At 46.2% G+C, this 23,072-nt stretch carries 12 protein-coding genes and 5 pseudogenes; 6 read left to right on the top strand and 11 right to left on the bottom strand.

Annotated elements, in window-relative coordinates; all coding sequences use genetic code 11:
* Positions 1-316: 316 nt before the first annotated feature.
* Positions 317-4,267, top strand: a complete 3,951-nt coding sequence (gene purL / locus C1H71_RS11200; RefSeq protein WP_130106619.1) for a phosphoribosylformylglycinamidine synthase — start codon at positions 317-319, stop codon at positions 4,265-4,267.
* A gap of 344 nt (positions 4,268-4,611) precedes the next feature.
* Here purL and C1H71_RS11195 read toward each other — a convergent pair whose 3' ends face one another.
* From C1H71_RS11195 to C1H71_RS21950, 4 genes and pseudogenes are all read right to left on the bottom strand, one after another.
* Positions 4,612-9,477 carry an RHS repeat domain-containing protein gene (locus C1H71_RS11195; protein WP_130106618.1) on the bottom strand — a complete coding sequence of 1,622 codons (4,866 nt, stop codon included), beginning with the start codon at positions 9,475-9,477 and terminating at the stop codon, positions 4,612-4,614.
* 286 nt (positions 9,478-9,763) lie between these two features.
* Entirely contained in the window at positions 9,764-10,747 is a 984-nt protein-coding gene (locus C1H71_RS11190; RefSeq protein ID WP_130106617.1) for a hypothetical protein, read from the bottom strand.
* Positions 10,748-10,757: 10 nt separating this feature from the next.
* Positions 10,758-11,294 (bottom strand): hypothetical protein, encoded by a 537-nt coding sequence (locus tag C1H71_RS11185; protein ID WP_130106616.1) that lies wholly within the window; start codon positions 11,292-11,294, stop codon positions 10,758-10,760.
* Positions 11,295-11,386: 92 nt separating this feature from the next.
* Positions 11,387-11,488, bottom strand: a pseudogene (locus C1H71_RS21950) (hypothetical protein); the annotation flags it as partial.
* An 839-nt stretch (positions 11,489-12,327) separates the two neighbouring features.
* Here C1H71_RS21950 and C1H71_RS11175 point away from each other — a divergent pair.
* Positions 12,328-13,309, top strand: a pseudogene (locus C1H71_RS11175) (IS3 family transposase).
* 214 nt (positions 13,310-13,523) lie between these two features.
* Here the strand turns inward: C1H71_RS11175 and C1H71_RS11165 are convergent.
* Positions 13,524-14,153, bottom strand: coding sequence for a helix-turn-helix domain-containing protein (locus C1H71_RS11165; protein ID WP_130106613.1), 630 nt, complete (start codon positions 14,151-14,153; stop codon positions 13,524-13,526).
* 221 nt (positions 14,154-14,374) lie between these two features.
* Positions 14,375-14,679, bottom strand: a pseudogene (locus C1H71_RS11160) (integrase core domain-containing protein); the annotation flags it as partial.
* Here C1H71_RS11160 and C1H71_RS21455 point away from each other — a divergent pair.
* Positions 14,669-15,145, top strand: a pseudogene (locus tag C1H71_RS21455) (transposase); the annotation flags it as partial. The pseudogenes C1H71_RS11160 and C1H71_RS21455 sit on opposite strands and share 11 nt — an antisense overlap.
* A gap of 108 nt (positions 15,146-15,253) precedes the next feature.
* Here the strand turns inward: C1H71_RS21455 and C1H71_RS11145 are convergent.
* The 4 genes from C1H71_RS11145 to C1H71_RS11130 all read right to left on the bottom strand — a co-directional run bounded on the left by C1H71_RS11145 (position 15,254) and on the right by C1H71_RS11130 (position 16,940).
* Positions 15,254-15,679: a hypothetical protein gene (locus C1H71_RS11145; protein WP_130106610.1), complete on the bottom strand. Its 426-nt coding sequence runs from the start codon at positions 15,677-15,679 to the stop codon at positions 15,254-15,256.
* 86 nt (positions 15,680-15,765) lie between these two features.
* Positions 15,766-16,203, bottom strand: a complete 438-nt coding sequence (locus C1H71_RS11140; protein WP_130106609.1) for a lysozyme — start codon at positions 16,201-16,203, stop codon at positions 15,766-15,768.
* 182 nt (positions 16,204-16,385) lie between these two features.
* Positions 16,386-16,661: a hypothetical protein gene (locus C1H71_RS11135; protein WP_130106608.1), complete on the bottom strand. Its 276-nt coding sequence runs from the start codon at positions 16,659-16,661 to the stop codon at positions 16,386-16,388.
* Between the two features lie 66 nt (positions 16,662-16,727).
* On the bottom strand, positions 16,728-16,940 hold the full coding sequence (locus tag C1H71_RS11130; RefSeq protein ID WP_223145853.1) for a hypothetical protein: 213 nt from the start codon (positions 16,938-16,940) through the stop codon (positions 16,728-16,730).
* A 1,092-nt stretch (positions 16,941-18,032) separates the two neighbouring features.
* Here C1H71_RS11130 and C1H71_RS21450 point away from each other — a divergent pair.
* A pseudogene (locus tag C1H71_RS21450) lies at positions 18,033-18,905 on the top strand (IS256 family transposase); the annotation flags it as partial.
* A gap of 54 nt (positions 18,906-18,959) precedes the next feature.
* On the opposite strand, the gene C1H71_RS11120 reads toward C1H71_RS21450, so the two are convergent.
* Positions 18,960-19,811 (bottom strand): FecR family protein, encoded by an 852-nt coding sequence (locus C1H71_RS11120; RefSeq protein WP_130106607.1) that lies wholly within the window; start codon positions 19,809-19,811, stop codon positions 18,960-18,962.
* Positions 19,812-19,893: 82 nt separating this feature from the next.
* On the opposite strand from C1H71_RS11120, the gene leuS reads away from it, so the two are divergent.
* Positions 19,894-22,503: a leucine--tRNA ligase gene (leuS, locus tag C1H71_RS11115; protein ID WP_130106606.1), complete on the top strand. Its 2,610-nt coding sequence runs from the start codon at positions 19,894-19,896 to the stop codon at positions 22,501-22,503.
* A gap of 69 nt (positions 22,504-22,572) precedes the next feature.
* On the top strand, positions 22,573-23,061 hold the full coding sequence (locus C1H71_RS11110; RefSeq protein WP_188053210.1) for an LPS-assembly lipoprotein LptE: 489 nt from the start codon (positions 22,573-22,575) through the stop codon (positions 23,059-23,061).
* The last annotated feature ends 11 nt before the right edge of the window (positions 23,062-23,072 follow it).

Raw genomic sequence — 23,072 nt, 5'->3', positions numbered from 1 at the left:
GATGGAAGCCCCCTAAAACCATTAGTTAACTGATGTTACGCAGGCCTTTAGGTGGAATGCGCTCTGCAGCTGATTGAGAAAACCCTAACCCATTGATTTTTCATAATGGGTGCGTAACATCAGTTAATTAATTCAGAATATATAAATATTAATAAAAACTAACAGTAAGCAAACGTAATATAAATACTTTACTTTGTCAGCCTATCCTGCTAGAAATTCCATATAGTTAGCAAACAGTCGCCGATATTCAAGGCAAATCAGGTCGTTTTTGGGTATCATTGCGACTTCCCGAGGCTTTCCAGACAAGATCAAAGACATGGCTGACGTTCTCCAATTGCGCGGCGGTACCGCGCTTTCATCTTTCCGGGTCGAAAAACTGACCGCCGCCCTAGCCACTCATGGCGTCACCGCCCGCATTTATGCTGAGTATTGGCACTTTGCCGAACACAGCGCAGCGCTGAGTGATGATGAACAAGCGATCCTCAGCAAAATTCTGCATTACGGTGAGCCAGCCCAGCCAGCGCTCGCTGCCGGCAGCTTGATTATGGTCTTGCCACGCTTGGGGACGATTTCTCCTTGGTCGTCTAAAGCCACCGATATCGCCCAACACTGCGGCTTACGCAACATTGCCCGTATCGAACGCGGCATGGTGTTTTATGTTAGCAAGAGTAATGGTGAAGCTTTATCTAATGCCGAGCGTAATCTGCTCTTGCCGCTGATTCATGATCGAATGACTGAAGAAGTCTTCAGCAGCTTGGAAGCGGGCAATGAGCTATTCCGCCACTTTGAGCCTAAACCTTTTCTGACAGTTGATATCTTGGGCGGTGGCACAACCGCACTGGTCAAAGCCAATAGCGAATTTGGCTTGGCACTCAGCGATGATGAAATTGATTACTTGGTAGAAAACTTCAACAAGCTGGGCCGCAATCCCACAGATGTTGAGTTGACCATGTTTGCGCAGGCTAATTCTGAGCACTGCCGCCACAAGATTTTTAACGCCGATTTTATTATCAATGGCGAAAAACAAGATTACAGCCTGTTTGGCATGATCCGCGAAACGCATAAAGCCGCGCCAGCGGGCACAGTTGTGGCTTATTCAGATAACTCTTCGGTGATTGAAGGCGCAGAAATCAGCCGCTTTTACCCACAGGCAGGCAGCGCCGAATACGCATTCAGCGCCGAACAAACGCATATTTTAATGAAGGTGGAAACGCATAACCACCCAACCGCTATTTCGCCGTTTGCCGGAGCTGCAACCGGCTCCGGCGGTGAAATTCGCGACGAAGGCGCAACCGGCCGTGGCTCTAAGCCTAAAGCTGGTTTGGCGGGCTTTACCGTATCCAACTTAAATATTCCGGGGGCCGAGCAGCCTTGGGAAGCACAGCCTTACGGCAAGCCAGATCGCATTGCCAGCGCGCTGGATATCATGATCGAAGGCCCGATTGGTGCAGCCGCATTTAATAATGAATTTGGCCGCCCGAATATCTGTGGTTACTTCCGCACCTTTGAAGAAGACCTAAACGGCGAGCGTCGTGGCTACCATAAGCCGATTATGATTGCCGGTGGTTTGGGCAATATCAGCGCCCTGCACGTTAAGAAAAACGGCTTGCCTGATGGCTCGCTCCTCATCCAAATCGGCGGCCCCGGCATGTTGATTGGTATGGGCGGCAGCGCGGCCAGCTCGATGGCAACTGGCGACAATGCGGCCAATCTGGATTTCGATTCAGTACAGCGCGGCAACCCAGAAATCCAACGCCGTGCGCAAGAAGTGATCGATCGCTGCTGGCAGCTGGGTGCAAATAATCCAGTCCTGTCGATTCACGATGTAGGCGCGGGCGGTATTTCTAATGCCTTCCCTGAGCTAGTGAACGACGCAGGCCAAGGCGCGGTGTTTAATCTGCGCAAAGTCAATATCGAAGAAAAAGGCATGGCGCCTAAGGAAATTTGGTCGAACGAAAGCCAAGAGCGTTATGTATTGGCGATCGATCCTAAAGATTTGCTGGCATTTGAAGCCATTTGCGAACGCGAGCGTTGCCCGTTTGCCGTGGTTGGCCGTGTCACCGACGAAAAGCATCTGGTGCTGGCTGACGATCATTTCGAGAACAAGCCTGTCGATATGCCGATGAATGTCTTACTCGGCAAGCCTCCAAAAATGACACGTGACGTGAGCCGTATTGCGCCTGAGCTGGCTGTTTTTGACGCTTCTGACTTAGAGCTGAAAGAAGCCGCTTACCGCGTATTGCGCTTGCCATCGGTGGCCGATAAATCGTTCCTGATTAATATTGGCGATCGCACCGTGGGCGGCTTTACCGCTCGCGACCAAATGGTTGGCCCTTGGCAAGTGCCGGTGGCCGACGTGGCCGTTACTGCGATGGCTTACGATAGCTATCTTGGCGAAGCAATGGCGATGGGCGAGCGCACACCGCTGGCGCTGATTTCTGGCCCAGCATCTGGCCGTATGGCGGTAGGTGAAGCGCTGACCAATATTGCGGCTGCGCCGATTCGTCAGCTATCCGATGTAAAACTGTCTGCAAACTGGATGGCCCCCGCTGGCCATGCGGGGGAGGATGCCAATCTTTACGATACCGTACAAGCCGTTGGCTTAGAGCTGTGCCGCGAGCTGGGTGTATCGATTCCAGTCGGTAAAGACTCATTATCCATGAAGACCGTCTGGGATGACGCAGGGACTGCCAAGCAAGTAGTTGCGCCGCTGTCCTTAGTGATTTCTGCCTTTGCACCGGTCACAGATATTCGAAAAACACTGACTCCAGAGCTAAAAACCAGCGTAGATACTGATCTGATTCTGATCGATCTTGGCGATGGAAAATGCCGCTTGGGTGGCTCGGCACTGGCACAGGTTTACAAGCAAGTTGGCAATACCGCCCCCGATATCGTAAACGTGCCGCATCTAAAATCTTTCTTTGAAACCGTGCAACAGCTAAATGCCGAAGGCAAGCTCTTGGCTTACCACGACCGCTCCGACGGCGGCCTATTTGCCACGATCACGGAAATGATGTTTGCCAGCCATATTGGCGTAACTTTAGAAATTGATGAACTGTGCATCGAGCGTCGCCGCCGCCAGCGTCAGCAAGATGAGATCACCGCAGAAGACGTGGCTCGCGATGCCAATGCACGCGTCATGGGCGTATTGTTTAACGAAGAGCTGGGCGCGGTATTGCAAGTGAAGCGCACTGATACTGCCGCCGTGATTGCCGCCTTTGCTAACGTAGATATCCGCTCTGAGCTGCATGTGATTGGTAGCACCAACCACGATGACAAACTCAAAATCAAAGCGCGAAATCGCTTGGTGCTTGAAGAATCGCGCATTGATCTGCATAAAGCGTGGTCGGAAACCAGCTGGCGCATTCAGCGCCTGCGGGATAACCCAGCCGGTGCCGATGCAGAATATGCACGCCTTAGTGATAAGCACGAGAAAGGCTTATTCGCCAAGCTGAGCTTTGATCAGAATATCAACATCGCCGCGCCTTATATCGCAACCGGCATTCGCCCTAAGATCGCCGTGCTGCGTGAGCAAGGCGTGAATGGTCATGTAGAAATGGCTGCCGCGTTTACTCGAGCAGGCTTTACCGCCGTTGACGTACACATGAGCGATGTGATTTCTGGCCGTGTACAACTGGCAGATTTCCAAGGCTTAGCCGCTTGCGGTGGCTTTAGCTATGGCGATGTACTGGGTGCTGGCGAAGGCTGGGCAAAATCAATTCTATTTAATGCAAGTGCCCGAGCACAGTTTGAAGCCTTCTTTGGCCGCTCAGATACCTTTGGTTTAGGCGTATGTAATGGCTGCCAGATGATGGCCAATCTATCCGGTATTATTCCGGGTGCTGAGCACTGGCCTAAATTCACCCGTAATCAAAGCGAGCAGTTTGAAGCACGCTTGGTGATGGCTGAGCTGACTAAATCCCCATCATTATTCTTCAGCGAAATGGCAGGCAGCCGTATGCCAGTGGTCATTTCTCATGGCGAAGGCTTTGCCAACTTCAGCCAGCAGGGCGATATCAACAAAGTGCTGGTTGCCATGCGTTATGTGGATAGCCACGGTAAAACCACCGAAGCCTATCCGGCTAATCCAAACGGCAGCCCACAGGGGATTGCCGGTGTCACCACCGCCGATGGCCGCTTCAGCATCATGATGCCGCACCCAGAACGCGTATTCCGCACAGTGCAAAACTCATGGCACCCAAGCGATTGGACCGACGATGGCGCATGGATGCGGATGTTCCGCAATGCTCGTCAGTTTATTGGCTAATTTTTTTAGCCCACAAAAAGCCGACCTATTTAGGTCGGCTTTTTTTATCCCCAAACACAATGTAAAGCTGACTTTGCCTCAGCAAGCTTTTGCATCAAGCGAGCCGCACGGGCTCTTTCGGCGAGTTTTCTAACCACATCTGCCACCACCGCCCAATTGAATGTTTAAAAAATAAATTTAACGTAATTCATAAAAGATTCGTACAAGTAAACAAGTGGAATACTCATAAAAACCAAGGGCATTTACACAGAAAGATTTACAGGCTCTAGGGGCGATGATTTTCTATCGCCCCTACCTAGACTGAATTACTTAGTCAATTTAGGAAAGAATTCAGGCTATCTCTCCTATTCATCTTGATAAACGCCCGCCTGCGTATTGAATGCGCTTTGCGGTGGAACGGTATCCTCTTCAACTGGCAGTGGCTTTAGATCCACAAAACTAATAATGGAAATTGCCAGTGTCAAGAGTGCACTTGTATTTTTAGTAGCATGCGTCAAGAGGTTTTTGGTAATAAAAAATGAAGAAACACCTTTCACATTTGTTCTTGTATTCTCCGTTTTCAATAAAAATGGCCCCGCTATTTTTTTATAGGTATAACTCGGTTTATTTTTAAATAACGGCGCTAGCTTAAATGTTGAGTTAAAGTTATTTGGCTCCCTACGATTAGTTGCCATGCGCGTAAATTGCCTAGAATCATAACGATTCATATTACGAGATGTTGCTGACATTCCAGGCATTTTTCTTGTCGGCACTAGAACGTTGGTTGATTTTTTACTCGTCCTTCCTATGGTCAATTTAAATGTTTTTAACGTCGTTATACTGGAGCCACTTTTTACCGCTGAATAGGCAGCGCCACCAATGGCTCCTCCGATCCCTACCACTGCGGAGGCAATGCCAAAGCCAAGGCTAATTTTCTTTAACTCTTGTGCTTTTTGCTCATTTGTAGTCAGCCCGGCAGCTAGTTTCAACGATGAAGATACCACTCCCAACACAGCAGATAGCATCGCCGTAGCAATGACAATCGACGTTCCGCCAGTGAAAGGAGCGGACGCAAAGGCGAGAATACTAACGAAGATGCCTAAAGCTGATAATGCTACATCCCCCTGCGGCGAGTATCCTGACGGGTCTATCGCACTGACTGGATCACCGAGACAGTAGCGATAGGGATTTAAACCACCGGTGGAAAATGGCGATAAAGGATCCAGACTGGTGAACTGGGCAAATTCTGGCAAGTACAATCTCGCGCCGCTTCCCAAAAGATAACCGCCACTTTGATGATTCTGGATCTCTCCGTTGAATCCGCATCGTGATGGTGCCTGTCCGACTCCGAATGGCGTATAGCTGATATTGGTATCCGTACTGCCGTCTTTTACACGTAGAATAGATCCGTGGCTATCATTGCCAAGGAATTTGGTGCCAGCTTTTGTCACTTCAGCCATCGCGCTGCCAGCATGCCGGACAATAGTGCAATTATCAGATAAAGATTTTGTCTGATGTAACAAATCATTCTGATAGTTATACGATGTATCGCCGCTAGAAATTAACCGACCATACGCATCATAATCGTACGGCACATTATTTATCGTCGCGATTTGATTCAGAGCCGTGTAGGTAAATGTATTTTGCTCCGTCGCGCTTGCAATGCTGGTAACGTTGCCATCCTTATCGTAGCTGAAGGCGATACTGGCCGGATTGGCATTAATGCCGGTGGTCAGACTGTGTGTCAAGGTTGTTAGACGCAAGCCTGTATAGATATAAGTTGCTTCATCACGGTCCGTATTCGGGTATGTTGTAACTACTGTCGTGATGTTATTAAGCCCATCATAGGTAAAGTCTTGCCCAGTGATGGCATGCCCTTTACCATCGCGCGGCAATAAGGATGCGTCATAGCCGTCATCGATTAAATAGTTAATCAGACGGCCACGGCCATCGTAATCATACCTTTCCATCATGCTCGCACCACTGGCAAGCGTTCTGCGGCGCGTTTTAAGCCGATCTAAAATGTCATAGGTCTGCTCAATGGTTGTCGATTGCGTGCCAAATGCAATTGTGCGCTCTACTTCTCGTTCAAACTCATCATACTCAACGGTTGTTGTTTGAACCAGCGCACTGTTTTGTTTAACAGAAATGATACTGACACGACCAAAAGCATCATAGGTCGTGCTTGTCTCGATGCCATTTTCAAGAGATATTTCAACGCGGCCAAAGCGGTCAATGGTTTGGTCTTGGTCGGATCCCCATATACTGGATTGCAAGCGATCGCCATTAAGAGTGAACCTTTTATGCTCAATTGCTGTTGTTGTTCCCTTTCCCTTTCCAAAGTGACCAATTTTGGTCAGTCGCCCAGTTGGATTGTAGTCATAACTGTAAGAGCCTTCTGGGTGGGTGGCTGCTATTTTCATCCCTGCGGGACGGGTTAAGTCGTTTTTAGTCGTGAAATCATAAGAACGAACGACGGTACTGGGTGTGTCATCAGTGGAAACAGCTAAGCTGCCAAGATGATCAAGTTCAGGGATGTAATCCAGTGTGATGATATTCCCTCGCCCATTAATGATCGAGCAAGGATACTCTGAGCCATCTTGATACGTATGTTGCACGGTACTGTTGCTAACAGTTTGACTGAGTTTCCGCCCAACTCCGTCAAAAGTACGCGCTCCAAGAGTCACCCAGGCTTTCCCAATTTTTGCATCAATACGGCAAACCATGTTTTCGGTTGACGCATCAAAATAAGTAATGGCATGTTCCGTGCCATCAAAATGGGTATAGGAGACTGGGCGGTCAAAATCATCGTACTGATTAATACTGGATATGGCTAAGGTCGGGGTGATTTGTTGAATGAGTCGACCAAAGCCATCGTAGGCCATTTTTTTTGTGCTATATACCGTCTGTTTGTCTTTTTTGAGGATATCAACCTGGGCTGGCTGTTTAAATTCATTAAAAGTGGTTCGGGTATACGCCAGCGTAGTGCCTTTTAAATCTTTTTTGCCTTCTGTTTTGATCAAGGCGACAGGGTCATTTTCAATCGTTTCGATAACCCCATCATTGTGTTCGATTTGAGAAATTTCACCCCAACCGTCATAACTATAGGCACTTCTTAGCATTGACGACTCAATACCGCCAGTGTAATCAAAGTCACTCAACACGAGCAAACGTCCGCGGCAATCGTATTCTGTTTTTTTGATTACCCTATAACTGCCTGAATATGCTTTTCCTTTCTCAAACTGACCATTTTCGTCTTGCGACTCAACCAATAACTCCTTTGCAAAACCATCTAATTTAGTCTGGGTTGCAACGCCCCATTCATTGGTAACAGTGATGGTGTAGAGAGCACTTCCCGCAGGGAGTGTGTATTGATGCGTTTGCTTGCTTTCATACAGTGAGCCAGCCGCTTCCGTCATACAAGTTAAGCGTCCGAAGACATCGTATTCATAGGCTATCGTTACATCATTGCTATCCGTGGCATTCAACAGCAGGCCTGTATACAGGTTAGTTGTTTCCACCTCCGACTGTTGGGCAAGATCAAAGCCAATTTGCGTTGTTGTAATACACAATGTGTCATTGGAAAGAATGTAATCGTAAACCGTTTGGTTTTGCTTTCTGTCTGGGCCATTGCCAACTGGCAGTGATTCCGTTTCTTGATGTAGCATGCCATTGAAACAGCTGTTCGGATCATTACGGTAGACAGACTCTGTGATGAATTTGCCGTTATTCAGATTGGAGCTCGACTGCTTTACAAAGTAGCTAAAGGGGGTTGTACTAATAGTTTGATCTGTATATTCAAAGGTTGTCACTTTGGGTGAGCCATTATTGGCGGCGGCACTTTGAGTCGATTGTTTGATAAAACGAACGAAGTAGTTAAACGGATCCGCTGGGCATTTTCCCGGTTCACCGCCCTTTGCATAATAAATATCGGTCGTTTGAATCCCATTGACATCCACTGAATGGGTAACGTTGCCATAATCATCAGTTGTAATAGTTTGTATTTCGATCCGTGGAGTACCACTACCAAGCTGATACTGTGTTTCTATTTTTTTTGCTTGCTGGAGGTTTTCTGGCTGATCATAAAAATTACCTTTCGTTTCATTGTAAGTCGTAATTTTGGTAACCTTATGCTCAACCCCTGCATTAATCTCAGAATTGATCTCAGAGGTCACCAAATGAAAACGATTATAGTTAACCAAGTGAGTGTGTAAAACATTGTCCTCTTGATCAAGCATCATTTCCGTGGTTGAGTAATCATAAGCATCATCGTAAAGATACAAATTATCCTCGGTGCTGCTGGGGTGGTTTCCATTGAACGGATAACCTGTAAAGTTCAAACCAGCTGAATATTCATACGAGAGTTTTGTGGGCGGCTGGTTTCCGCTAGGAATCCGTTCATAGGTCGAAACGTATGGAATATAACTATTTTGAGACAAGCCGCCCACTGAGTGACCTTCAGGCTGATAAACGATCCGCTCTATCCCACCCAAGGGATTAGTCAATTGCGTGATTGCCAAGAATCTAGGGTCATATTCAAATGCACTTGTGAGGCGCAAAGATTTATCGTCTGATACCAGAGAAATTGAGTTCAGCTTATTACTTGCCCGATCACTCAGGTCATAGTCAACATATTGATTGGCATTAATGCGCACATGGATAATATCAATCGCATCTTGATACAGACTTTCAAAGTGAACAAGAGTAGTTCCTTGGTAGTCAGTGATTTTATCGGGGCAATGCATTGGCCCTAAATATTGATACGTAATGTCAAAGAACTCGCCATTTTCATACTGAATACGAGTCAGTTTTAATGCATCACTACTCCCTTCTATCCGAGTTAATGTTTCAATTACTCCGCTTTTATATACAAGAAGAACCTTATCTGTTGTCTCCCGTCTCGCAAAAACATTGATGCCTTTTTTGTCCTTAAAGACAATTCCATCTGACGCTTCTTCTACATTATATGTTTCACCGGTAGAGAGCCGAATAGTGGGGTATGAGTCCATCAGAGCGTCACGATATTGAGATAAGCCGGTCAAACGCCATCCCAGACCAAAACCAGAATCAACCTCTTGCAGCATTGAAAATGTCAAACTCACTTGACGGGAAGCATCTTCGTTAAACACGCTGCGCAATGTTATTAAAGATTGTTGTGCGCCATATTGCCCTGTGCGAAGATCGACGCTGCCTTGCAAATAGGTGGATCCATTAAAAGCATTAGAGTGCATAATTAATTCCTTAATTGGAAATTTTGGATTTGGTCAGAGAAATTTCAATTCCATCTGAAAAAACAAACTTGAAGGCCGAGTTTCTGCAATTCCCCCAGCAAAAATCAGGTTCTAAACTCATTCAGAACCTGAAGAAGGGGACGCAATTACGGTCAATTTTTTGATTTCTAGGATCACTTAGGAAACGAGTTCCTTGCCTCGGGAAAGGCATATAAAACAGCTCAGAAAATATCAAAAACTCATACTGAAATGATTTGCCAAGCATCTACCGAGGCGGGCAGATTATTTAAATATTACGAATCCTAATGTAATGCCCATAATTCTCGTCATAGAGGACATATGCATGCTTGCATCCATAGATATCGATGATGGTCAGACTATTATCTAACCAAGTAACCGGCTCCGAGTAATACCAGCCATCTTTCCAAGCTTTTGACGCACGAATTGTGTTGTTGTGATAGGGGACCGTAACATGAGTGGAATCAAAATCACGTAAAGTTGCAAACTGTCCTGCAATGAAATCGATTTTTTCAGCCTCAAGAAGTAAATGGCAAATAATTGGGTCTTCATTTTGAGTCGTTGACCATATTCTTGTACCGGCGGGATATTCGCTTCCAGTGATAACATAACTAGAACTACCGGAGAAAAACCGCAAGCCCCAAGGCAATGTCCAAGTAAATAAACTCACCGAGTACTCATCCTCTTTACCCATCGGGTTGTTATATATTAGTTGTTCCGGATTACTAATCAATTGAGTTGAGTCAATCGTATAAGGTCTTTTAGGCTTAATAGTTAATACCTTGTTGTATAACAGATCGCCAGACGTTAAATCAGAGCCACCATCAATATGTATGAAAGCGACTAAGTTTTTAGTATCCAATGTGGGATCATCGCAACTTAGATAAAAATAAAAAACTTCTGGAACCGTCTTACTATTTTGCGACGCGATCTCTTCACCATCTAAAGCCGGTTCACAAAGCACCCCACGCAAACCTTGATTAGTCATATTTGACGGGGTGAGTAGGCCCTGCGTATAGCCAGTATTGGTTTTGCTTGAAACCCACTGAGCAGGCATCGTGCTGCTACTTTGCTCAACAATTTTTATTGAGTTTTTTTCAGTCTCAGAAAGTGTTTCAGCGGCATTTAATGTAATCGACACTCTCACTTTTAATTGGTGCCGCGAGTTGGCATAGAGTTCATCGCTTATTACGCCCGTAGCAACATCACCACGCATGCAAGTCACGTCAAAAATCTTTATCGTTTTAGCCATGATAATATCCTTATGCAGTTAATTTTAAAGAAGCGGTCATTCCATAAAAAGGCTCAAGCACTTCGTCGTGAAAAGTAAGCAGCAGTGAGCCGTTTTGCGCGCAAGGCTGGGAAGGGAGTATGTTGCGGATGAAATTGCCAAGATCAGGCTTAGTCTCGAAGAAAAATTGCACAGCCATGCCGTTTTGTCGGGCATAGGTTTCTACCACTTGATAAAGTACTTCAGCTAGCTTCAGTACTTGCGTGGATTGAACTGCTGGCATGATCAACAATTCTCCTTGGACGTCGACAGAGAGCAGGCTCAATATCCGATGCTCACGCTGAGGAAGAAACACGCCATCATCTCGAGTCTTTAACCATGAGTCTGTATAAGAGCCGATCCCGTTCAAATGTTTTGGATACAGAAATTTGGCAACGTAGCGTTTCCCAGCAAGAGCAAAAGGAACCATGTCGAAAAAGTTATTCATCATGTGAACATCACCCACCCAGAGTTCGCCGGTGTGATGACGAAACAAGGCTAGCATTTCAGTTTCATTTAGGGGCATCATAATTTACTTCCTTTGTAAACAATCTATTGGCTGGTGTAGTGATTACCCTTCCCCTTTTTAAGCTCACTTAAAAAGTAGAGTCAGGTATGTAATTACCGTTTTTGTTTCGCCCTGATGCCTCCCAATCCCATGTGCGGGCGTTCGTTATTGAAACTCCAAAACCATTGCGTTGCAGTTTTTTTCACTTCGGCAAGGCTTTTAAAATCATTACAAACTAATCATTCATAACGCACAGTCCGATTAAAATACTCAATATATGCATATAGCTGTGGATTGCTAGGCTGGATACAGGCCAATTCAATGGATTATTATTCTGCCCAATCCTTTAGCCTGATTATGCCTCTTGCTCAATTTCAGAATAATTCCACTCATGCGGGCAGTTTTTTTCAAAATGATTGCTTTAAAAAATAGAGGAACCATCATGTATAAATTGGCTCACCGGTTAAATCGGTACTGCACTTAAGCTAAATAGTGGGACGTATATTGTTTAATATTTAAATGCGTGCTGGATAATGTGGTTTTTATTAAATTACCTAACAATACATTGAGCCATTTTAAAGCATCAATTTCTGTACCTGCTTTTCCTTTTGGCGTAATTACGACTTGATGCTGGAATTACGATAAAGCATGACTACAATAAAAAAAGATATACCATCACAATAAAGTTTATTAATACGCTTCGTAATTACCTGCTGTAACTTCATGCAGGTAGACACATTGCATGTTAACCAAACTTTATAGACAGCAGAGTTGAGAGTCTGAAAAAAGACTTTTTGACTGTTCTATTGCATAAATCCAAATCAGGATGATTTTCCTGTTTTCCCAAACAGATTTATGCCACCACTACGGCGTTGGTGCATGGATACCACCGGCGTGTAACATGCTGCGATGAAGAGTTAAAATAGCAAGTCGGTGGTATCCATGCGCCGGTAATCCCCCCCCCCCACAAAACCAGCTCATTTTTAAGTAGAATTTTCTCGTAGTCTTTGAGGAGCTCTACATAAAAGCCGAAGGCAATTGGTAACGCCATATTATGGCGATTTTAAAGCAGGCCGAAGCCGGCTCGACCGTCCCCGATCTGTGCCGCGAGCACGGCATGAGTTCTGCCTATTTCTATAAGTGGCGCGCTAAGTTTGGCGGCATTGACGTTTCCATGATGACGCGCATGAAAGAGCTGGAAGATGAGAATAAGCGTCTTAAAAAGATGTATATCGAAGCCCAAATGCAGGCGAACATCATCAAGGAAGCCATGTCAGAAATCCTCATAAACATCTCAGCGCCGCGAGATGGCTCACTGAGCAGTTGAAAGCAAGGCCGTTTCTATTCGCGTGGCTTGCGCCAGTTTTGCAATTAGCACGACTTGCTATCGCTATATTCGTAAGTTGGATGTAGAAAACGCAAAAATTGCGGATTCGCTGATTCAGCTCACTGAAACCAATCGAAACTGGGGCTTTGGCCTCTGCTTTTTGCATCTGCGAAATGTAAAGACAAAGCGCTTAGAACTCTAAACGCCAGCGCCATTAGCAGTGCCAGCGGCAAAAAATGAAACATGGCCTATGGATTTTATGCACGATCAATTAGCCGATGGCCGCAGCATTCGCTTATTCAATGTGATTGATGATTTTAATCGGGAAGGATTAGGCATTGAAGTCGATTTCTCTTTGCCAGCAGAACGCGTAATACGCAGCTTGAATCAAATCATTGAATGGCGCGGCAAGCCAAAACGAATCAGATCCGATAATGGCCCTGAATATATTAGTCACCTATTAAAAAATTGGGCAGAGCAACAATCGATTGAATTGGCCTATATTCAGCCCAGTAACCCGCAGCAAAATGCATATATCGAGCGTTATAATCGAACTGTGCGTTATGAATGGCTAACTTGCGATGATTTTGAAAGCCTTGCTGAAGTACAAGAAACTGCGACACAATGGCTTTGGACATACAATAACGAACGCCCGCATATGGAATTGGGCGGCATCACCCCGAAACAAAAACTGGCATTACATGCCTAGCCTCTACTTTTAAGTGAGCTTAAAAATGGGGGGATTGCCAAAGAAATGGACGATGCCGATTCAAAACTGGCATATGGCGCTGAATCGTTTTGTTATAGAATTTGGTGACCTGCTGAACGGCCACCAGTCATTCCAAAGGCATTTACACAGAAAGATTTACAGGCTCAACCTACCAGCGTTGCACTTATTTTTTGAATTCACGAGAGTTTATAATCTAAAATTTATCAGGAATTTTCTTTACAATTTCAATTAAATATCCATTATTTACTTCAATATACCCTCCTTCTTTCAATTGTTTAAGCACCATATGCACGTGAGCCTTTGAAAGTCTGGTGCGATCGCAAATGAATTTTATAAGTGTAATGCTTTCCTTGTATATTGCAGGGGAATAATTCAACCATTCCAAAGTAAATTTAATTTTCAGGTAAGCATCTGTGGATGCCAGAATATACATTCTGACGCTTAAACAACTCATTACCCAAGTTAAATATTTATGAGCGGCGTTAGATATTTCATTTTCATCAGAAAGATTTATAACATCGCTCTCGCACTCATAAATTATTGCACTCTCCATAACGCTGATACTATAAATTGAATAAAGCTCTAAACTTCCAATTATGAACCCATTGTTTGCATGAGCTACAACAAATCCGTCATCTAGCTTAAGTATTAAATTTCCTGATTCGACACTAATTATTTTACCTTTTATATCTTCGGCTTTCACTACTGATCCTTCCAAATATTTACGCATACGACCATTACTCCTTATCGTGGATTGCAATATTTCTGTGGCAGCTTTTGGCGGCATTTTCCAAGAATTGTAAAATTCATTGCTAATAATCATAGAATCACCTTTTTATTAATAAAAAATTGAGCTCCAAAAATTAATGCTTATGCCATTAAAATCATGAATGCGCCCACACTATAAGATGAGTCTATTAATTAAATCTATAAAAAAAATATTCAAAACATATAAATTAATTTATTTTAAATATTAGTTATCTATCAAGTATCGAGTGGTCATAAACTACGCTTAGTAAATAACTCAGATCTGGTTTTTTGCTAGTTCTTTAATGCCGTAATCAGTGTGATATGCCCTAGCGCCTTTTGCGGAATATGGTGATTGTAGAGCTTCAAATATTTTTCCAGTGTAAGCCGCAATTCCTGCTCCGAAGCAAAGTGGGTTTGCTGTACGATTTCACTGATTCGACCATTGAAACGCTCCACCATGCCATTCGTTTGCGGGCTGCGCGGCGGAATTAAACGGTGTTCAATGCTCAAACGTGCGCATTCACGATCAAAGCCATGTTGACCACTCGGCATCTTTTCTTTTTTAGTAAAGCGGTCGGTTTGTGCGTGCCGTTGTCGGTGCCAGCGGCAAAAAATGAAACGTGGTCGATGGATTTTATGTACGATCAATTAGCTGATGGCTGTAGCATTCACTTATTTAACGTGCTTGATGATTTTAATCGTGAAGGATTGGGCATTGAAGTTGATTTCTCTTTGCCAGCAGAGCGTGGAATACGCCGTCTGAATCAAATCATTAAATGACGTGGCAAGCCCAAACGAATCAGGTCCGATAATGGCCCTGAGTATATTAACCATCTGCTAAAGAATTGGGCAGAGCAACAATCGATTGAATTAGCTTACATTCAGCCAGGTAATCCATAACAGAATGCATATATCGAGCGTTATAATCGAACGGTACGTTATGAATGGTTAGCCTGCGATGATTTTGAAAGCTTCGCTGAAGTACAAGAAACCGCAACGAAATGGCTTTGGACTTACAATAACGAACGTCCGCATATGGGATTGGGCGGCATCATCCCGAAATAAAAACTGACATTACTGCCTGACCTCTACTTTTAAGTGCGCTTAAAAATGAGGTGATTACCCACCAGCGCCTCCCTAAACCCCATTATTCTACCGAAAAACTACAAATAGCTAATCTGAATCAGCACCCGCTGCTTTTGGCATATAGCGATCCTGCTTGAGAATGGCTTGGCAGGCAGTTAGCTGCCTAACAACGTTATCGGCCTCAGCGGCAAGTCGGAGAGCATCTTCTCCATACGTAACAAGAAAGTCGCTTCGCGGGGTAGCATCACATCCGAGGGGGGAGGAGGAAGCTGCGGGCAAATTTTGTTTGACGCTGGCAAGCTGCTGCTCGCGCAGGCGGAGAGAAGTGCGCAAGCCAGTAATGGCATTATCCAACTCTTTATTTCCATCTTTTTTGCCCTTCTGATAGTCGGCTGAGGCAGCCTGGTCGTTGATAGCGGCCTGCTGTTCTATTTGACGGACAGCTTGCCATTCCTTAATCTGTCGTTCCGCTTGTAATACGCGAAGATTGGCCATCTCAAGCGATGTCTTCATATTCCGCCAGCGCTCAAACGACAACCATAACGCAGTAATTATTAATATAAGCCCAATCTCACGCCAGTATCGGATCGCTTGTGTGATCACGCTTCAGACTCCCTGAATAGTGCAGCCTCTGCATTGCGACGATTCACTAATCCTTTCAGTATTTCCCCCCCCGCCTTGTTCCAACGCGGGAATTGATCGGCAGCGCCAGAATAATTAGCCTCATTTAGTCTCTTTAGCAATGTCGATTTATTAAAATTTCCCAATCCAACGTTGTAACTGAAGCTGATTAGTGCGTCGAATTGATTTTGTGTTAATGGCACCTTCACACTCTTACTTACACCACTTTCGAAACGTTCCAGATCCTGTTGCAGCAATATAAAAACTTGCGAGTGGTTGATGGTTAGGCCTGGCTTTACATCAGTGCCAGTATGGCCATAGCCTATAGTCCATATCCCAACTGGATCTTGATAGCTGGTCAAACGTAGCCCCTCGAATTTCTGTATAAGCGCAATACCATTCTTACCAGTTCGCATAAAAGTACAACCCTATAATTTAAAAAAAGAAAATAGTATTAAATAGCCCCGCTCCAGTGGCTAGGAATGAAATCGTAGTCAACATACTGAATTATATGAAAAAGTCGTATACAACATTCCAATCTAGCCTAGTGACGCTCCTTAACATAATCGCTTTGAGTTTGTCCTTTTATTCACTTCCCTTAATGGCTCTTATTCTGCCTCTCCATAGCTGTATCAATCTTGGCACGCAGCTCTTTCAGATCAGCCTTTATCTCCACTCCAAGATCCTTGCTCTGCTGATCTCGTTGCTGGTTTTGCCTGGATTTGGTATCAATTTTCACCTCCAGTATGGAAATGCGTCCCTCTAGTCGAGACATATATGTAAACAACGCAGCAACTACAGCCACCAGACTAACTAGGCTACCCAAATTAATGCTTTTTTCAACATGCCAGCTTTCTTGATTTTTTTTTTCCATTTCTCAATGACCTTTTCTGATTATTGATAGGCATGTATCAATGCATCTCAATATTATTTCGCATAGCTAGCAATTTTCATCGTGCCTGTCTTCCTCTTTACTTGTATTTCCATCAGGAAATACAGCCCCAATCAAACCAGCCAAAGCCAATCCCACTACAACCACGGCTTCACTCTGCTCCGGGGACAGATAAATTTCACATGCCGTGGCTACGAGCACTAAACCACGCCAAGTCGATGTCTCTTTTGCGCGAGATAATAAATACGTCATCAGTTTCATATTAAATTTCTTCCTTTATTTTCATGAGTTATGAGTTAAATAAGGTTATATCTAACACTGCGTTGATGCATGGAAGTAAAGGAGGGCTCACCAAGAGCAGGGAGCTCAGCTCTTATCCGACATTACGGTCGCAGCGGGCAGATTTTGGGCGACCCGCTTCCAGCATGCGGTCAAAACCGCAATACCGATGGCTGCTTCCATCTACTGTCCTATGAAAGAACGGGCACGCAATTTTGCCCCAATGATCGACTTGTATCGACACATGGCCGTTTCCACCAAGGCGCGTATTCCATAGCCGATGAGACCTGCTGCCAGCCTAATCGCCCCCGTATCTGCAGGTCGGTGATATGCCGGTCTCGTTGACTGGGCACAGAGTCCGCCTGCTCACTGGGTACTGCCGTCGAGCGCGGCGGAATGACTACCTTAATATCATTGCCACGCTTGGCGATGGCATCATACGCGCCAGTGGTATTCATCACGCCAAGGCCTACGACCAGCTGTCGTAGGCTTTGGCCTCCAGCAAGATCAGGTCCACGCCCCAGCCACACCCACTATTAGATGCCAATAGGTTGTCCAAGCGGTCATCGTATTGAGCCCAATCCGCGTAATAACCGAATACAGAGAAGTCCGTATTAGCGGTGGGCTCATACCCGTTACAAACGCGCTTCGACACACGGCTAGAGGTATAAGAAAAATGATTTACTTCCTTTTCAGGATTGAAACCATTTGGTTCGTAAGTCGCCTCCGTACAGCTATCACCCTGAATCAGCATACTGTTGGTAGTCTTGGTTTTTATGACATCACCACAAAATTTATTAACACGTTTCGTAATTACCTACTGTAATTTCATGCAGGTAGGCACATCGCATGTTAGCCAAATTTTATAGACAACAAAGTTGTGAGTCTGAAAAAAGACTTTTCGACAGTTCTATTGCATAAATCCAAAGCAGGATGATTTTCCCATTTTCCCAAACAGATTTATGCCACCACTACGGCGTGAGCCTGTAACTAAAATTGTGTAAATGCCCTGGCCGATTAATCTCTTTCCAGAGAAAATTCATATCAGGCACCACAATGGGTCGTCAAAAATGACAGGCTCTTGCCGCTGAACTCGCTAAAGATATCAAAACTGAAGCGGATTTAAATGCGCTCTCGCGTGAGCTACTCAAACTCACCGTCGAAACCGCTCTGAATGCGGAATTAACCGATCATCTCGGCTACGAGAAACACGCCAACACGGTGGGTGAACGTGGCAATTCGCGCAATGGCAGTACGCCAAAGCACCTTAACAGCCAGCATGGCGAGGTGAACATCCATACGCCGCGTGACCGCGATGGCTCATTTGAACCGCAACTCCTTAAGAAGGGTCAAACCCGCCTGACGCAAATGGATGATCAAATTCTCACGCTGTACGCCAAAGGACTGAGCACGCGCGAAATTGTGGCGGCATTCAAGGAAATGGTCGATATAGACGTGTCGGCCACCTTGATTTCCCGCGTCACCGATCGCGTACTAGAGCAAATCGCCCAATGGCAGTCGCGCCCTCTGGATGCCATTTACCCCATCGTTTACCTCGACTGCATCGTGATTAAAATTCGTGACAATTTACGCGTGATCAACAAAGCTATTTACTTAGCTTTGGGCGTGAATAGGGACGGGCACAAGGAATTGTTGGGTTTATAGATGTCCGAAAATGAAGGCGCTAAATTTTGGCTCTCTGTGCTGACGGTGCTAAAAACACGCGGTGTGCAGGATATTTTGATTGCGTGTGTCGACGGGTTAAAAGGCTTCCCCGATGCGATTACGGTTGAATTGCCGCACACGCGGGCTCAGCTTTGCATCGACAGGGTGCGCAACAGCTTAAGATATGTGTCCAGAAAGGATTACCAAGCCGTTACTGCGGATTTGAAACGGATTTACCAGTTCGCCACGCAAGAGCAAACGCTGCTGGAATTAGAGCGCTTTACGCAGAAAGATTTACAGGCTCGTGCCCTTAATAAACCACATCCGTATATCTAATCAGTGACTAATCTGAGCCAGCGGCGTTGCCAGCGTTGCGTGCACTTTGCTCACTACCGCCTGCGCATCCACCTGAGTGGCCAAACCCATCAGTAGCACATGGTGCTGCTTGCCTTGGCTCCTTATTTTTACTGGATAACCCGCCACTTGCAGGTTATCAAACAAAGCCAAAGCCTGATCCAACTTGGCGTATTTACCCCACACAATCCGCCAGCCACCTTTTTCAATAAGCGCCCCTTTTTGCCCCTCTATTTCTGTTTCGGCTGACCACAACTTAAGTTTTTCTGGGTCTACCGCGCCCACAGGCAAGGGCTCGCCTTGCAGTGGCGCCACGTAAAAGCTTAAAGGCTCATTTAACTCCACCTGCGGATAGCCCTCTGCCCCTACCGCTATTTTTCCTTCCAGCAAGCAAACCACGTTTTTATCCACGTCCGCCTTGCCCCATAAATCCGTACCGCGAATCCCCGCAGTCACGGTAGAAACACTCACATTCACTTCGCGCTCCGCCGTTTTACTTAAGGCATTGGTGGTAAATCTAAATGCGCCCGTCACCATTTTGAGCGCGGCCTTAAATACACTGCCATTCTTGCCATCCGCCTCATTGATCTGATCGACTTGCATGTTTACATTCTCACCAAGCTTTACTCGACTGCCTTCAGGTAGCTGTAAATAAACTCTGGCTCCTGCACCTGTCATGATTTTATCCGCCGATAACAACAACATATCGGGAGCCAAGGGTTTTTTCTGCCCCGCCCGCTCTAACCATGCAGGCAATTGCACCGATTCCACTCTAGCAGGCTGTGCATAAGCAAAAGAGCTAAGGAGTAAGCCAAATATTATAGCTAAGCGCATATCAACATCCTTATGAAGCCCGAAATACAAACATTCGGGATATAATCATCGGCTTTGTGAAAGTACAACTGGATTCTTAGGCATGATCGAGCTCTATACACCGTCTACCATCGAAGCTGCAGCCCAGCAGCAGTGGGAAAAAAATCAGGTTTTTGCGGCCATCGAAAAGGCCGGTCAGCCTAAATACTATTGTCTATCCATGTTCCCTTACCCAAGTGGCAAGCTACACATGGGCCATGTGCGTAACTACACCATAGGCGATGTACTCTCACGCTTCCATGCTTTGAATGGATTTAATGTGATGCAGCCTATGGGCTGGGATGCGTTTGGCTTACCTGCCGAAAACGCCGCGATGAAAAATAACGTCGCGCCCGCCATTTGGACTGACTCCAATATCGAATATATGAAGACCCAGCTTAAATCGCTGGGCTTGGCTGTGGATTGGAATCGTGAAATCGCCACTTGTAAGCCAGATTACTATCGCTGGGAACAATGGCTATTTACTCGCCTATTTGAAAAAGGCGTGATTTATAAAAAGAATGGCTCGGTAAACTGGGATCCGGTTGATCAAACCGTACTGGCCAATGAGCAAGTGGTGGATGGCCGCGGCTGGCGCTCTGGCGCGGTGGTTGAAAAGCGCGAAATCCCGATGTACTACTTCAAGATCACCGATTACGCCGAGCAATTACTGCAAGACTTGGATCAGCTTGATGGCTGGCCTGAGCAAGTTAAAACCATGCAACGCAATTGGATTGGTAAATCACGCGGTATGGATGTGACCTTCCCGCTGGCTGCCGCATCAAACGATATCGATTCGCTCACCGTTTACACCACACGCCCCGATACCCTGATGGGTGCGACGTATGTGGCCGTTGCTGCCGAGCACCCACTAGCAACATCCGCAGCCGTGGGCAATGCTGACTTACAAGCCTTTATTGCCGAATGCAAAAGCGGCTCTGTGGCTGAAGCCGATATGGCCACCATGGAAAAGAAAGGCATGGATTCCGGTCATAAAGTACGCCATCCACTGACAGGCGATTTACTGCCGGTGTGGGTTGCCAACTATGTACTGATGAATTACGGCACTGGCGCAGTAATGGCCGTGCCTGCTCATGACGAGCGCGATTTTGCCTTTGCCCACAAATACAATCTACCCATTACCGCCGTGATTGAAACCTCAGCAGGGCGTGATGTGGCCGCGCCTTGGCAAGACGCTTACGGCGAGCACGGCGTATTATTTAATTCTGCCGAATTTGATGGCCTGAATTTTGAACAAGCCTACGATGCTATGGCCGCAAAATTATCCCTACAAAATGCGGGCGCACCCAAAACGCAATACCGCCTGCGCGACTGGGGTATCAGCCGTCAACGCTACTGGGGCTGCCCAATTCCTATCATTCACTGCAAAGCTTGTGGTGATGTTCCGGTGCCAGAGCAAGACCTACCCGTTGTACTGCCAACCGATGTGATTCCAGACGGCGCAGGCTCGCCTTTAGCGCGCATGCCAAGCTTCTATGAAACCACCTGCCCTAAGTGCGGAGCCGCAGCCAAGCGCGAAACCGACACAATGGATACTTTTGTCGAATCCTCATGGTATTACGCTCGATATGCTTCGCCAAAATGCGAAACCGGCCTAGTAGACAAGGCTGCATCAGACCACTGGCTGCCGGTTGATCAATATATTGGCGGGATTGAACACGCCATTCTGCATCTTTTATATGCGCGTTTCTTCCACAAGCTGATGCGTGATGAAGGCTTGGTTTCTGGCGATGAGCCATTTAAAAAGCTGCTCACGCAAGGCATGGTGGTGTGCGAAACCTTCTACCGCGATATGGATAACGGCGGTAAAGACTGGATTAATTTTGCCGATGTAGAAATCGAGCGCGATGCCAAGGGCAAAATGATTTCGGCTACCAGCAAGGCTGATGGCTTGCCGGTGATGGTGGCGGGCGTTGAGAAAATGTCTAAATCTAAAAACAACGGCGTTGATCCGCAAGAGCTGATCGAGCAGTTTGGTGCAGATACTGCCCGCCTGTTTATGATGTTCGCCTCCCCGCCAGAGCAATCTTTGGAATGGTCGGATGCCGGTGCAGAAGGCGCGCATCGCTTCTTAAAACGCCTGTGGAAACTCTCTTACGACCATATCAGTGGCGGCGTTGTAGCGAAGTTTGTCAGCGGGGAGCTCTCTAAGGAGCAAAAAGCCTTACGCTTTGCCCTGCACACCGCCATTGCTAAAGTGAGCGACGACTACAGCCGCCGTCAGCAATTTAATACCGTGATTGCTGCGATTATGGAGCTGCTCAATACTTACTCCGCCATGGCCGTTAAGGGCCAGCTGGCCGATGAAACAGGCCGCACACTGGCGCAAGAAGTACTAGAAGCCGCCGTGATTATGCTCTCGCCTATCGTGCCGCATATTTGCGAATCCATCTGGAGCGAGCTGGTGCCTAGCTCCGTGCTGCAGAAACAAAGCTGGCCAGTAGCAGATAAAACCGCCATGGTGCAAGATGAAGTTGAGCTGATGATTCAGGTAAACGGCAAGCTGCGCGGCAGTATTTTAGTTGCTAAAGATCTGCCTAAAGAAGAGATCGAAGCACTTGCGCTGGCGCATGAGCACGTACAGAAGTTTGTAACCGGCACACCGAAGAAAATCATCGTAGTGCCAGGGCGTTTAGTGAGTATTGTGGTGTAAACCCCATACTCTATGGCGGGTTACGGTCTGCGGCCTAACCCGCCCTACCTCTTTAAACTGGCGAGAAAAATGCTAAAAGCTTTCAGCTCTCTGATATTAATCTGCTTTATTAGCGCATGCGGCTTTCACTTGCGCGGCACAGGCCCAGGCACCTTTCCATACGCCACGGCCAGTGTATTAGGCGATAGCGCCGTAGCACTGCAGCTAAAGCAAAGCTTAGCTTCTTTACCTGGCGTAATGCTCAGCGCAAATAAGCCTGCCGTTGTGATTAACGTCATCAATGAAAGTACCGAACAAAAAGTGCTTACCGTAAATAACGCGGGCCGCGTTAGCGAATATCGCTTGTTCTATCGCATTACCTATAGCGTACAAGCGGGTGAGCGCCAGCTACTTGAAAATGGCAAATTACAGCTCAACCGTGATTACAGCTACGACGAGAACAATAGCCTAGGTAAAGATGCCGAAGCCTCTTTACTGATTGCCGATATGCAACAAGATGCAGCCCAGCAAATCCTGCGCCGGATCAGTGCGCTCGCTAAAGTACAGAATGTTCCCTGACCCATACGCAC

The organism is Iodobacter fluviatilis (assembly GCF_004194535.1).
GTDB lineage: Bacteria > Pseudomonadota > Gammaproteobacteria > Burkholderiales > Chitinibacteraceae > Iodobacter > Iodobacter fluviatilis_A.
This window is presented reverse-complemented; position numbering and strand designations above follow the sequence as displayed.